The 12,561-nt window shown below is 38.9% G+C and carries 13 protein-coding genes; 5 read left to right on the forward strand and 8 right to left on the reverse strand.

Translation table 11 applies throughout. The annotated features are described in order from the left end of the window. The first annotated feature begins 9 nt into the window (after window positions 1–9). Window positions 10–927, forward strand: a complete 918-nt coding sequence (gene lpxC, locus GKR48_RS05615) for a UDP-3-O-acyl-N-acetylglucosamine deacetylase (RefSeq protein ID WP_006660764.1) — start codon at window positions 10–12, stop codon at window positions 925–927. A 37-nt stretch (window positions 928–964) separates the two neighbouring features. On the opposite strand, the gene GKR48_RS05620 is transcribed toward lpxC, so the two are convergent. Continuing rightward, a complete protein-coding gene (locus tag GKR48_RS05620) occupies window positions 965–1,486 on the reverse strand; it encodes a DUF721 domain-containing protein (protein WP_154627348.1) in 522 nt (173 codons plus the stop codon). 86 nt (window positions 1,487–1,572) lie between these two features. Between GKR48_RS05620 and secM the strand changes: the two genes are divergently transcribed. The 3 genes from secM to mutT all read left to right on the forward strand — a co-directional run bounded on the left by secM (window position 1,573) and on the right by mutT (window position 5,366). Further along, window positions 1,573–2,100, forward strand: coding sequence for a secA translation cis-regulator SecM (gene secM, locus GKR48_RS05625; protein ID WP_154602537.1), 528 nt, complete (start codon window positions 1,573–1,575; stop codon window positions 2,098–2,100). A 95-nt stretch (window positions 2,101–2,195) separates the two neighbouring features. Further along, window positions 2,196–4,907: a preprotein translocase subunit SecA gene (gene secA / locus GKR48_RS05630; RefSeq protein ID WP_154627349.1), complete on the forward strand. Its 2,712-nt coding sequence runs from the start codon at window positions 2,196–2,198 to the stop codon at window positions 4,905–4,907. 60 nt (window positions 4,908–4,967) lie between these two features. Then, a complete protein-coding gene (gene mutT / locus GKR48_RS05635; protein WP_154627350.1) occupies window positions 4,968–5,366 on the forward strand; it encodes an 8-oxo-dGTP diphosphatase MutT in 399 nt (132 codons plus the stop codon). Between the two features lie 83 nt (window positions 5,367–5,449). Here mutT and yacG read toward each other — a convergent pair whose 3' ends face one another. The 7 genes from yacG to ampD all read right to left on the reverse strand — a co-directional run bounded on the left by yacG (window position 5,450) and on the right by ampD (window position 11,045). Then, window positions 5,450–5,647, reverse strand: coding sequence for a DNA gyrase inhibitor YacG (gene yacG / locus GKR48_RS05640; RefSeq protein WP_132495795.1), 198 nt, complete (start codon window positions 5,645–5,647; stop codon window positions 5,450–5,452). 15 nt (window positions 5,648–5,662) lie between these two features. After that, complete coding sequence (zapD, locus tag GKR48_RS05645) at window positions 5,663–6,421, reverse strand: cell division protein ZapD (protein ID WP_154602539.1); 759 nt, start codon at window positions 6,419–6,421, stop codon at window positions 5,663–5,665. A gap of 8 nt (window positions 6,422–6,429) precedes the next feature. Then, window positions 6,430–7,035 (reverse strand): dephospho-CoA kinase, encoded by a 606-nt coding sequence (gene coaE, locus GKR48_RS05650; protein ID WP_154627351.1) that lies wholly within the window; start codon window positions 7,033–7,035, stop codon window positions 6,430–6,432. Between the two features lie 154 nt (window positions 7,036–7,189). After that, on the reverse strand, window positions 7,190–8,374 hold the full coding sequence (locus GKR48_RS05655) for a type II secretion system F family protein (protein WP_154627352.1): 1,185 nt from the start codon (window positions 8,372–8,374) through the stop codon (window positions 7,190–7,192). A gap of 4 nt (window positions 8,375–8,378) precedes the next feature. After that, window positions 8,379–9,773 (reverse strand): GspE/PulE family protein, encoded by a 1,395-nt coding sequence (locus tag GKR48_RS05660; protein WP_154627353.1) that lies wholly within the window; start codon window positions 9,771–9,773, stop codon window positions 8,379–8,381. A 13-nt stretch (window positions 9,774–9,786) separates the two neighbouring features. Continuing rightward, window positions 9,787–10,212, reverse strand: a complete 426-nt coding sequence (gene ppdD, locus GKR48_RS05665; RefSeq protein ID WP_154627354.1) for a prepilin peptidase-dependent pilin — start codon at window positions 10,210–10,212, stop codon at window positions 9,787–9,789. A 296-nt stretch (window positions 10,213–10,508) separates the two neighbouring features. Next, the gene (gene ampD, locus GKR48_RS05670; RefSeq protein WP_154627355.1) at window positions 10,509–11,045 is read right to left on the reverse strand and encodes a 1,6-anhydro-N-acetylmuramyl-L-alanine amidase AmpD; all 537 of its coding nucleotides are present in this window, start codon (window positions 11,043–11,045) and stop codon (window positions 10,509–10,511) included. Between the two features lie 101 nt (window positions 11,046–11,146). Between ampD and nadC the strand changes: the two genes are divergently transcribed. Continuing rightward, a complete protein-coding gene (nadC, locus tag GKR48_RS05675; protein WP_154627356.1) occupies window positions 11,147–12,049 on the forward strand; it encodes a carboxylating nicotinate-nucleotide diphosphorylase in 903 nt (300 codons plus the stop codon). Window positions 12,050–12,561 lie beyond the last annotated feature (512 nt).

Below are 12,561 nucleotides of genomic sequence, written 5' to 3' on the forward strand. Positions count from 1 at the left end.
GAAAATACGATGATCAAACAACGGACACTTAAACGTATTATTAAAGCGACTGGTGTTGGTTTACATACCGGCAAGAAAGTTACGCTTACTTTACGTCCGGCACCGGCCAATACCGGGGTCATCTACCGTCGTACTGACCTTAATCCACCTGTAGATTTTCCGGCAGATGCGAAATCAGTTCGCGATACTATGTTATGTACTTGCTTAGTCAACGAAGATAACGTACGTATTTCGACGGTTGAACATTTGAATGCTGCTTTAGCAGGATTAGGCATCGATAACATTGTTATTGAAGTCAATGCGCCTGAAATCCCGATTATGGATGGCAGTGCTGCACCGTTTGTTTTCTTACTGCTAGATGGCGGTATTGAAGAATTAAATTGTGCGAAGAAATTCTTACGCATTAAAGAAACTGTACGTGTTGAAGATGGTGATAAGTGGGCAGAAATGTCCCCATACAATGGCTTTAGCCTTGATTTCACTATTGATTTCCAACACCCTGCGATTGATAGCAGCACGCAACGCTATGCAATGGATTTCTCTGCGGAATCTTTTGTAAACCAAATTAGCCGCGCGCGTACTTTCGGTTTCATGCGTGACATTGAATATCTGCAATCGAAAGGCCTATGCTTAGGCGGTAGTTTTGACTGTGCTATCGTCGTTGATGACTATAAAGTGCTCAACGAAGATGGTTTACGCTTTGAAGATGAATTCGTTCGTCACAAAATGCTCGATGCAATTGGTGACTTATTCATGTGTGGACATAACATTATTGGTGCATTCACTGCATTCAAGTCTGGTCACGCATTGAATAACAAATTGCTGCAAGCGGTTCTGGCTAAAGAGTCTGCTTGGGATCTGGTCACCTTTGAAGACGAAGCTGAATTACCTCTGGCATTCAAAGCGCCTTCGACTGTATTCGCATAATAGTTTCTATTATGCGGCTATCTCCTGCCTGCCAGGGTTAGCCTTTTCTGTTGGTTGCATTAGTACTCTCTCCGGCTAATGCAGCCAGCCGCTCAAACTTCTCTTTTAATCCCTTCGGACTCTTTTTCGCTAATCTTAATAACTGCTCTGCGGTCTGCGTACTAATCTGTCTTTGATTACGATTTTCTTTTTGACTCACTGATTGCTTATTCAATGAGCTATTTTGCTTAGATTTTCGTATAAGATCGGGGTTGATTCTGATGTCGATGGAAGATAAAGATGGTAGAATAGACGACCTTAATGCAGAAGTAAGATTCATTTTCTCGTAATTAAGGCGGGTCATCCAACTGGCATTAGCCACTTCGATAACCATAATGTTATTACGGTAGTTTGCCACTCGACACATGGGTTTAATTTCTGCTGGCAGCAAGCTTTTTACAACACGATTCAATTTTAGAATAGCTTTTGCATTTCGCTGAATAGTTTGTAAAGTGTTTGATGTTTTCGCCAGAGAATCTTCGAGAACATCGAAAAGTGCTTGTGGATGACTATCTCTCATTGTGAACTCTCATTTTACGCGATTGCTAAAGATGTCAGAACATAATTGGGAATCATACTTTAATCTATAAATTATATAAGAGTTTGATGGGCATTTTAAATTTTTGGCGGCATTTAGGTAGACGATACTTTTGGTCCCACCTGTTATTAGGTGTTGTGGCTACGGGTGTTGGCTTGCCTACAATTTTAAATGCCTTATCAGAATCTCAGCAAACTCAAGTTAATTCTGCGCCAGCGAATCGACAAAGCCAAGCTGTAAATGCTTTCGATAACTTATTTGCACAGCAGAACTCCCAACGCTCTTCATCCTCGTCTTCTTACTCAGTCAATTACTGGCAGCAACATGCGGTACGTAATGTTATTCGCCAACTGACTTTTGCCTTTTCAGCAACTGAAGATGAAGATACCGACAAAAGTAAGCTACAAAAAGAGACGCTATTTGCCCCTCAATTAATGTTAGATACGCTGTACGCGATGTTGGCGCAGCGATCTTTACAATGGGATGTGGCAACGACTCAAGCTAGCGAACATATCTACCCTCTCTTTACTGTTTATCAGCCCGCGATTTGGGTTGCTCAGGTACATGGCATTCGGGCTGGACCCTTTTTCGCCTAAATCCATTTAACGATGTAAAGCCTGCCATTGGGACGCTTTTCATCGTATCAAAAATCACCGATTCAAATAATTAATTGATTTACCTGAGAAAAAATATGTTAACTAAACTATTAACCAAAGTATTTGGTAGCCGTAATGACCGTACTCTGCGCCGTCTGCGTAAAGAAGTGGAAAAAATTAACCAGCTAGAGCCGGAGTTTGAGAAATTATCGGATGACGAGCTGAAAGCCAAAACCGCAGAATTTCGTGAGCGTTTAAAGCAAGGCGAAAGCATTGAAAATATGATCCCTGAAGCGTTTGCGACAGTGCGTGAAGCAAGTAAACGTGTATTCGGTATGCGTCATTTCGACGTTCAGTTAATCGGTGGTATGGTTCTGAACGAACGTTGCATCGCAGAAATGCGTACAGGTGAAGGTAAAACACTGACTGCAACGCTGCCAGCATACATTAACGCATTATCAGGCAAAGGGGTTCACGTTGTTACCGTGAACGACTACCTAGCAAAACGAGATGCGGAAAATAACCGCCCATTATTCGAGTTTTTAGGCTTAACCGTGGGTATTAACTTATCGGGTATGGCTCCACCTGCAAAGCGTCAAGCTTATGCGGAAGACATTACTTACGGTACTAACAACGAATTTGGTTTTGACTATTTACGTGACAACATGGCATTTAGCCCAGAAGATCGCGTTCAACGTAAACTGCATTACGCATTAGTGGATGAGGTGGACTCTATCCTTATCGATGAAGCGCGTACGCCACTGATCATTTCAGGCCCAGCAGAAGATAGCTCGGATCTGTACATCAAAGTGGACAAACTGATCCCGAAACTTGTTCGCCAAGAAAAAGAAGACTCAGACACTTTCCAAGGTGAAGGTCACTTCTCAGTTGATGAAAAATCTCGCCAGGTAACAATTACAGAGCGCGGTCTGGTTCTGGTTGAAGAATTACTGGCAAAAGCTGGTTTAATGGATGAAGGCGAGTCGCTTTATTCACCATCAAACATTATGCTGATGCACCACGTCATGGCAGGTTTACGTGCACATGCACTGTTTACTCGTGATGTTGACTATATTGTTAAAGATAACCAAGTCATTATTGTCGACGAACATACTGGTCGTACAATGGAAGGGCGTCGTTGGTCTGATGGTCTGCACCAAGCTGTTGAAGCAAAAGAAGGTGTTGAAATTCATAATGAAAACCAAACATTGGCATCTATCACTTTCCAGAACTATTTCCGCTTATACGAAAAATTAGCGGGTATGACGGGTACAGCAGATACCGAAGCATTCGAATTTAGCTCTATCTATAAACTGGATACGATTGTTATCCCAACTAACCGTCCAATGGTTCGTAAGGATATGCCTGATTTAGTCTATATGACTGAAGCAGACAAATTTGAAGCAATTATTGAAGATATTCGTGATAAAACGTCCAAAGGTCAGCCAGTTCTGGTCGGTACCATTTCGATTGAAAAATCTGAATTAATTTCTCATGCGCTGACTAAAGCAAAAATTGCTCATAACGTATTGAATGCGAAATTTCACGCAATGGAAGCTGATATTATTGCTAACGCGGGGCAAAAAAGCGCTGTAACCATCGCAACTAACATGGCGGGTCGTGGTACCGATATCATGTTAGGGGGAAGCTGGCAGTCAGAAGTGGCTGCGCTAGAGAACCCAACGCAAGAACAAATTGATGAAATCAAAGCGAACTGGAAAATTCGTCACGATGAAGTGTTAGCGGCTGGCGGTTTACATATCATCGGTACAGAGCGTCATGAATCTCGCCGTATCGATAACCAGTTACGTGGTCGTGCGGGACGTCAAGGTGATGCTGGTTCATCACGTTTCTATCTGTCTATGGAAGATGCTTTAATGCGTATCTTCGCATCAGACCGTGTTACGGGCATGATGAAAAAACTGGGTATGAAACCGGGCGAAGCTATTGAACATCCATGGGTCACTAAAGCAATTGCTAACGCACAGCGTAAAGTTGAAAGCCGTAACTTTGATATTCGTAAACAATTACTTGAATATGATGATGTGGCAAGTGACCAACGTCGCGCTATCTATACCCAGCGTAATGAACTGCTGGATGGCGGCGATATTAAAGAAACCGTAGACAGCATTCGTGAAGATGTCTTTACCACTATTATTGATGCATATATTCCGCCTCAATCACTGGAAGAAATGTGGGACATTGATGGTCTGCAAAAACGTTTAGTGAACGATTTTGACCTCGACTTACCAATTCAAGAGTGGTTAGACAAAGAGCCTGAACTTCACGAAGAAACTTTGCGCGAACGTATCATGGAAAAAGCGATTGAAATTTACCAACGTAAAGAAGAGATCGTTAGCTCTGAAGCAATGCGTAATTTCGAAAAAGGCGTTATGTTGCAAACGCTGGATACATTATGGAAAGAGCATTTAGCTTCCATGGACTATTTACGTCAAGGTATCCATTTACGTGGCTATGCGCAAAAAGATCCAAAACAAGAATACAAACGTGAGTCCTTCAGTATGTTTGCCAATATGTTGGAAGCATTGAAATATGAAGTGATCAGTACCTTGTCAAAAGTACAAGTACGTTTACCGGAAGAAGTTGAAGCATTAGAGCAGCAACGTCGTGAAGAAGCTGAACGTTTGGCGAAGAAACAGCATTTAAGCCATGAGGCTGAAGCTGAATCGCTAATGACAGAAGCAGAAGCGAAGATTGCAACCCAAGGTAATAAAATTGGTCGTAATGATCCATGCCCTTGTGGTTCTGGTAAAAAATACAAGCAGTGCCATGGCCGCTTAAATTAATTTAGAATTCAGTAAATAATCAATAAAGGCGGGGAAACCCGCCTTTTTAGTGAAGAAATTATGGAAAAAAAACATCTGCATATTGCCGCTGGGATCATTCGTAATGCTCAGCAACATATTTTTATTACTCAGCGACCAGAAGGTACTCACATGGCTGGGTTTTGGGAATTTCCTGGTGGGAAGCTAGAAAAGGGGGAAGACCCGAAGGACGCACTGATCCGTGAATTGGAAGAAGAAGTGGGTATTGCGGTGACTGACTGCGATCTATACCATCAAGTTGATCATGAATTTGACGATAGATTTATTACGCTCTATTTCTTTATGGTTTCAGGCTGGAAAAATGACCCTTATGGTAAAGAAGGGCAAAAATCACGTTGGATTGAGCAGCAAAGCTTAATTGCTGAAGAGTTTCCACCTGCTAATCGCGTAATTGTTGATATGCTGATTAAGGGCGCATAACAACCAGTCGTCTGTAATGAAGAATGAAAATAGCCTAATGCAGAGATTTGGCTATTTTCATTATCAATACAGATAAAGTGAAATTAATGCTCAGGTGCTTCACTCCAATTATCGCTATCGGAAATATCACCTTGGCTTTCAATGCGTTTTTCTTCGGCGGCCCACTCGCCTAGATCAATCAATTGACATCTCTTACTGCAAAATGGACGAAAAGGGCTGGATTCATTCCAAGTCACGACTTTTTGGCAAGTCGGACAATTGACTTCAATAATTTCATTCATACATCGACTCTCAAACTAACAACAGGCTAACTGAAAATGAATTACGTCTGGGAGTATACCATTCTCACTATCGATATGAAGAAAACGTAAGGCAAAACGCGTTTTATGCCCTGAAATTTGAGGGTATATCAAATGCTCTGGTGATAATTTAATACGCAAAAGCTCTTTTCCTTCGACATTACCTTGGAAAAAACCATTGTGAGATTCGGCCGGTTCAAAACTGCCATTCTGGCGGATGAGTAATAACGCGGTTTTTAAGGCATCTTGTAGAGGGTCTAAACTATTTAGCCAGCTTTTTATTTCATTATCTCTATCTGATTGAGGGATATTTAACCACAGTTGAAGGGTGGGTAAATCAAAGTTACAGCATCCACCGGGAATACTGAGACGTTGGCGAACCATGCTAATAATTTTATCATTGCGTAGTTGATGGCCAAATCGAGGTGCAGACATTAAACTGCTTATTTTCGGTGTTAGGTCATTTAAAAGAGAGGTGATTAATGTTTTATCAACATTTGGAGCATCAGCCCAACTGAGTAGCCTACTTTTTTGTCTTTCGAGTTCTTTGATAAGGTCTGAGCGAACTTCACCTCTATCCAATATTTCAATCAGTTCAGAAACAGAGCGGAAAAAGGCGATTCCAGAGGAGTAGGAGGTTATATGGCTCTGTTCATAGATTTGCATTAATAATGTTTCAAGCCGCAGCCAAGAACGAATTTTTTCATTCATTGGATATTCATAAGTAACCAAAGTTGTTTCGATTTTTTCGCTCATGCTCATTCCTATTCTTTTTGTGCTGCAAGTGCTAGGTATTGCTTGTGTAGTTCTGCAACTTTATTTGGCAGCTCAGTATCATCTGTATGATTAGTGATGATATCGTCAGCATATGACAACCTTTCTTCTCGAGATACTTGAGCATTTAATATATTAATAACATGCTCTAGGCTGGTGTCATCGCGTCTAATCGTTCTTTCTATTTGTTCTTCTCTTGTTACATCAACGACAAGAACACGATCTGCTAAATGCGAAATTTTATTTTCAATAAGCAGGGGGATTACCCATAAAACATAAGGATAGTTAGCCTGCTGAAGTTGTGTCTGCGTTTCTTGTTGTATCAAAGGATGAAGCAGCGCATTTAGCCACGCTTTTTTCTTAGGCTCGGAAAAAACAACTGTCCGTAAGAAACCTCTATTTAAAGTGCCATCATGGTTTAACACATCTTGACCAAAGTGCTGTTGAATGCTGATCAATGCAGGGGTATTAGGTTCAACAACTTGGCGAGCGATGACATCAGCATCAACAAGTGGCACCCCTAGTTTAGCAAATTCGTTGGCAACGGTTGTTTTACCACTTCCTATCCCCCCAGTGAGGGCAACGATATAAGACATAAATGATTCATTAGTTTACGTGAAATAAGTCAGGTTACACTGAAAGTTTTAATTTGTCTGTATACAATTGAGTCAAGTTATCATGTTATGGATATATGTGTGATTTCAATCTATTTTTACTCTCTAAATTGAACTGTTTTCTTTATGTAATAAGCTACATTCCAGAAATGACTGAGCCTAATTTAAATATTGGTAAATACATGGCAAACATTATTAGGCAGATAATGATAGCTATAAATAAGAGTAATATAGGTTCAAGGCTCTTAAGATGATGCTCTGTAATAGTCTTATATTGCCTTGAATAATACTTAAATAAATATACTGCAAAATATTCTAGCTTGCCAGATTCTTCCGCCAAGGAAATTAACTGAACTACTAGTTTTGGAAAGAGCTGAGTATTTTTCATTGCATCAGATAATGAAGCGCCTCTAAGAACGGAGTGATAAATTTCATGACATTCTTCCTTGTATTTATGATGCACTATCGTTTTAGTTGAGCAATCAAGGCATTCCATGAGAGGTAATCCTGATTTTAATGTGGAAGATAATGTTAAAAAGTAGATGTTCAAATTTTTGGCTCTGATGATGTTATTGATATAAGGAAGATATTGCATTAAATGGCTCAGTTTTCTGGATACATATGACCTATATTTAACAAATAAGAATATAGTGGTGAATAGTGTTAATAGTATCCATTGAAAATTCTCAATCAGAGTATCCGATATGATAATAACTACCTTTGTTATAGATGGTAATTCCTGTTGAAAGCTTTCGTAAATGTCAACAAACTGCGGAATGACAAAAACCAGCATAATGATAAGTAATAGGCTAGAGAACCCTACGAGGGTAACTGGGTAACGCAAGGCTTTTTTTATTAAGATTGATGTTTTTTGATTATGTTCAAGCATATTCTTGATGATCAAAAAGCTTTCATCATATTTTCCCGTTTTTTCGGCGATTGCGATTAAGCTAATTATTGTACTATTAAAAATACGCGGGTGATTTTCTAAGTTCTTAATAAAACTAATACCCTTTTCTAGATCATTGATTGCTTGATTAATGAGGTTCTTCCAAAAGGGTAAATGGCAATTAAGTTGAAGTAATTGAAAGCATTTTAATAAACTGATTCCTGATAAAGATAGTATATTTAGTTGATGGAAAAAATGAATTCTATAGTTTAAATTTTCCTTGTCTAATATAAATATAGATTTAAATTTTATGGATATTGGCGTTTGGCCTCGTTTGATTATATCTAAAAAAGCTTGTTGTTTATTTTTTGCTACTAAGTTATCAGTTATATACGAATTGTTTTCAAGTGAAGTATATTTATATACAAACATTAATTTACTCTCCTTGTCCGATAACAGAATAAACTTCCTGTAATGTTGTTTCTCCAGATTCGACTCGCTCAAGACTTGCTTGAAATAGATTTTTGAAATTATCAGCTAATTTACCATTGTCTTTTAATATAAAATCGAGCTGTGCTTGATCAAGGTATTCATAAATTGCAGTGCGCCCCATAAATCCAGAAAAACAGTATTCACACCCTGTAGAGTGGTATTCGTTAATATTCTGCATTGAGTTTATCGGAGTAATACGTGCCGTTTTTTGTTTACAGCATGTGCAAAGTTTTCTCACTAAGCGCTGAGCGATAACCATTTTTAAACAAGATTGAAGTTGATTTCTGTCAACGCCTAGTTGTTCCATGCGTGTAATAGCACTGACTGTACAATTAGTATGAAGTGTTGAGAGAACAAGGTGCCCTGTTTGTGCTGCTCGAGCTGCTATTTGAGCAGTTTCTTCGTCTCTAATTTCACCAATCATAATAACATCAGGATCTTGCCGAAGTAGTGCACGAAGAATAAACGCAAAAGTAAGTGAATATTTTTCGTGTACTTGTGTTTGGTTGATCCCCCCAAGGGGGATCTCAATAGGGTCTTCAATGGTGGATATATTTCTTGATGTTTGATTTAGGTATTCTAGTGCACTATAAAGTGTGACAGTTTTCCCGCTACCAGTGGGGCCCGTCACGAGAATCAATCCTTGCGGTTTTTGTAATGTGCTTTTTAAAAGGGGTAATAAAGTCGGGCACATCCCAATTTGTTCAAGAGAGTATTTTAGCTGAGTATTTAATAATCTCAGAACTAATTTCTCGCCATGAAGTGTGGGCATGCTGGAAAGACGGATGCTAAAGTTCTTTCGCTCAAAGCTCCAATTCATTTGTCCATCCTGTGGTATTCTTTTTTCCGCAATATTCATTTTTGACAATATTTTTATTCGGGCAATAACCTCATTGTTTATTTCATGAGGTGGTGAAGGGATAACGTAGAGTTTTCCATCCACTCTAAGGCGAATTTTTAGGTTATGTTTGGTTGGTTCAAGGTGAATATCAGATGCACGCTTTCTTACTGCCATCTTTAATAAATCATCGACAAAATCAACGGCAGGAGATGCCACGTTGATAGGTTCAATAGTATTAGCCTGATAATCATTTTCATCTTCATTGATTTCTAAAACATGACGATTGAAATAATGATCAATTTTTTCTTTAGGCCATATTTCATAACAAACAGGAACGCTGGCAATAAAACGTAATGTGGATAATAAATTGTCATTGAGTTTTTCTATCGTGGCGATGGATAACCTTTTTTCGTTGTAATCGATAATCACGATATAGTTTTTATCACAAAGCACTTTGAGTTCTTTGAAAATATAATGGCTTTCCCTAGATGTCCGCATGTTAATCCCTTAATTAGAAGCTCAGTGTTTTTTCACAAAGTTTTTTTAGATCCGCATTAGTATCAGCTTGGCAACTGATACTCCATGAAAATGGTGATGTGGCTGTTGAGTTAGTGGGTGTCAAAATACCCGTAAGACCTGTTAATGTTTTGTCACCAACAAAGGTAATGACGCCTGCTTTCGCATCAATCTGTTTTAGATATTTTCCTTTTATATTGCTCGGTATATCTTCTTTTCCTGAATTACATTTGGCTAAAAGGCCTTGGTTAAAGCTGCACAGTTCCACACTGTTTTTATAAGGCAAGATCGTTTGTAGTACATCAGTCATTGCGGCTCTTTGCATATAGCTTTGATAGCCCGGTATGGCGACAGCGCTGAGTATTGAGATAATTGCAATAACAACCATGATTTCGACTAAAGAAAATCCCTTCTGATTCATAAATAAAACCTCCTTGATAGTGTGAGGTTGCATCATAAAAGAGTTTTTTAGTGGAAATGCGAATTGAAAATTCAGGTTACGAGTGGCTTTGTAAAATGATCTTGCAAATGGTGAATTGTCTCATTTTATTTCGAGCGTTCTCGCAAAAATATACCAAGAATATTTTTTCTAATAAAAATGAGTTTGTCAGACTGATATAAATAGAGGCACATCAGGAATAGGTGCTAATGGGGCAGTTACCCTCATTAGCTAAGATAATAGGCGGATAATTCGTAAAAATTATTAATTGGGAAAGCTTAGAGTGTGTTTTTATAGTGCAGCCAATCAAAGTAAGGGCCTGGGTCAGTTTTTCGATGGGGAGCAATATCGCTATGACCTGTAATATTCTGCTCGATCTGCGGGAATTCAGTTATCAGTAACTTAGTGAGCTTGGCTAAAGCTATATATTGAGCTTCAGTAAAGGCTTCATAATCCGTACCTTCTAACTCGATGCCAATAGAGAAGTCGTTACATTTTTCTCGCCCTCGATAATTAGATTGCCCTGCATGCCATGCACGCTTGTTGAAAGGAACATATTGAATAATTTCACCATCACGACGGATGAGGCAATGGGCTGAAACACGTAAATGTTTAATTTCATCAAAAAATGGGTGTTCTTCGGGGTTTAAAGTGCCAGTAAATAGCTGGTTAATATAAGGACCACCAAACTGTCCCGGTGGAAGGCTGATATTGTGAATGACAAGAAGTGAAGGTTCTTCGCCCTCAGGGCGGTCATCATGATGTGGGGAAGGGATATGAGTCACATTATTTAACCAACCATCATGTATTTTCATATCAGTATCCATAGTATGCTCTTTTCTTTTTTGTAAGTACCCGTAATTAAGAAAGATTAGCATAGTTGAGATCCGTACGGGTGCATATTTTGGAGTAAATAATGACTACACGACGCTATGATGAACAAGAAAGACGTAAATTGTTAATGGCAAGATTGATTACCGACATTCCTTTTATGGTCAGTGTTGCTTTAAAAGAAGATCTCGGCCAGATCATTGATTATAAAAGGGACATTACAGGGCAGCTATTAAATGAAGAGGCCCAAGCCACAGCTCGAATTATTACCCGTGAAGACGGTGTGTTTTGTGGGCAAAAATGGCTAGAGGAGGTTTTTTACCAACTCGGTAATAAAGTTAAAGTGGATTGGAAGGTTCAAGACGGCGATAAGGTTTCACCAGACCAAGTATTATGTGAGATGCAAGGACCTTCTCAGATTCTACTCACTGGGGAAAGAACGGCGTTGAATTTTGTGCAAACACTATCTTCGGTTTCTACAGTGACAGCAAAGTATGTTGCCTTTCTTGAGGGGACTCGAACTAAATTATTAGACACCCGTAAAACAATCCCTGGTTTGCGGAGCGCATTAAAGTATGCAGTGCTCATGGGCGGCGGGTATAACCACCGATTAGGTTTGTCTGATGCTTATTTAATCAAGGAAAATCATATTATTTCAGCGGGCTCTGTTTCCCAAGCGGTATCGCTTGCTCGCCAAGCTCATTCGGATGTTCCTATTGAAGTAGAAGTCGAAAATCTAGATGAGCTATTACAGGCTCTTAAAGCTCAAGCGGATATTATTATGCTTGATAACTTTACGACTGACATGATGAAAGATGCCGTTGTTCTCACGGATGGTAAAGCCGCTTTAGAAGTATCTGGAAATGTGACAGATAAAACGATCAGAGAGTTTGCTCTGACAGGTATTGATTTCATTTCAGTAGGCGCATTGACGAAACATATTCAGGCTTTAGACCTCTCAATGCGATTTATTGAACCTAAAAGCTAGTCTGAGCTGATTTAAGCTATACCGTGAGGTTACAAAGATAAGGGGGAGGTCGATAGATTTTAAATTTTCCCCCTAAAAATGAATGACTACATAGATATCATAGTCTTTTGAACACACATTCATGATTATTGAATTGTACTGAATATTGACGGGATACTTTTTTACCATGGGTATGCAGTTTTCATATGATTAATTACGTAAGTATATTTTTGCCAACTATGAATTTAACAAATCATTAACTATAGTCATGGCGTTTTTTTATAAAAATGTGCGCAATGTTTAATCCTTGAGTTTATATTCGTATTTTGTGATTACATATGCGAAAATTGGTAAGCTGTAACGGTTCAGTTTTAATTTTTATAGCATAAAAAGTCATGTTTTTTGTTAAATTTGTGTGTTGTTTAATCAAGGCTTGGTTATTAATTAATGCTTTTTTTAAAATAAATCGTTAAAACTTGCAGGATTTTATGATTTAGCTCAAGGTCTTTATGGACAGATAGTGAATACTTTGT

It is taken from the genome of Providencia sp. wls1943, from assembly GCF_009706275.1.
GTDB lineage: Bacteria > Pseudomonadota > Gammaproteobacteria > Enterobacterales > Enterobacteriaceae > Providencia > Providencia zhijiangensis.

Excerpts from the sequence above, each read along its gene's own strand:
- lpxC (WP_006660764.1), top strand. The coding sequence starts at position 10 with ATGATCAAACAACGGACACTTAAACGTATTATTAAAGCGACTGGTGTT.
- GKR48_RS05620 (WP_154627348.1), bottom strand. The coding sequence starts at position 1,486 with ATGAGAGATAGTCATCCACAAGCACTTTTCGATGTTCTCGAAGATTCT.
- secM (WP_154602537.1), top strand. The coding sequence starts at position 1,573 with ATGGGCATTTTAAATTTTTGGCGGCATTTAGGTAGACGATACTTTTGG.
- secA (WP_154627349.1), top strand. The coding sequence starts at position 2,196 with ATGTTAACTAAACTATTAACCAAAGTATTTGGTAGCCGTAATGACCGT.
- mutT (WP_154627350.1), top strand. The coding sequence starts at position 4,968 with ATGGAAAAAAAACATCTGCATATTGCCGCTGGGATCATTCGTAATGCT.
- yacG (WP_132495795.1), bottom strand. The coding sequence starts at position 5,647 with ATGAATGAAATTATTGAAGTCAATTGTCCGACTTGCCAAAAAGTCGTG.
- zapD (WP_154602539.1), bottom strand. The coding sequence starts at position 6,421 with ATGAGCGAAAAAATCGAAACAACTTTGGTTACTTATGAATATCCAATG.
- coaE (WP_154627351.1), bottom strand. The coding sequence starts at position 7,035 with ATGTCTTATATCGTTGCCCTCACTGGGGGGATAGGAAGTGGTAAAACA.
- GKR48_RS05655 (WP_154627352.1), bottom strand. The coding sequence starts at position 8,374 with ATGTTTGTATATAAATATACTTCACTTGAAAACAATTCGTATATAACT.
- GKR48_RS05660 (WP_154627353.1), bottom strand. The coding sequence starts at position 9,773 with ATGCGGACATCTAGGGAAAGCCATTATATTTTCAAAGAACTCAAAGTG.
- ppdD (WP_154627354.1), bottom strand. The coding sequence starts at position 10,212 with ATGAATCAGAAGGGATTTTCTTTAGTCGAAATCATGGTTGTTATTGCA.
- ampD (WP_154627355.1), bottom strand. The coding sequence starts at position 11,045 with ATGAAAATACATGATGGTTGGTTAAATAATGTGACTCATATCCCTTCC.
- nadC (WP_154627356.1), top strand. The coding sequence starts at position 11,147 with ATGACTACACGACGCTATGATGAACAAGAAAGACGTAAATTGTTAATG.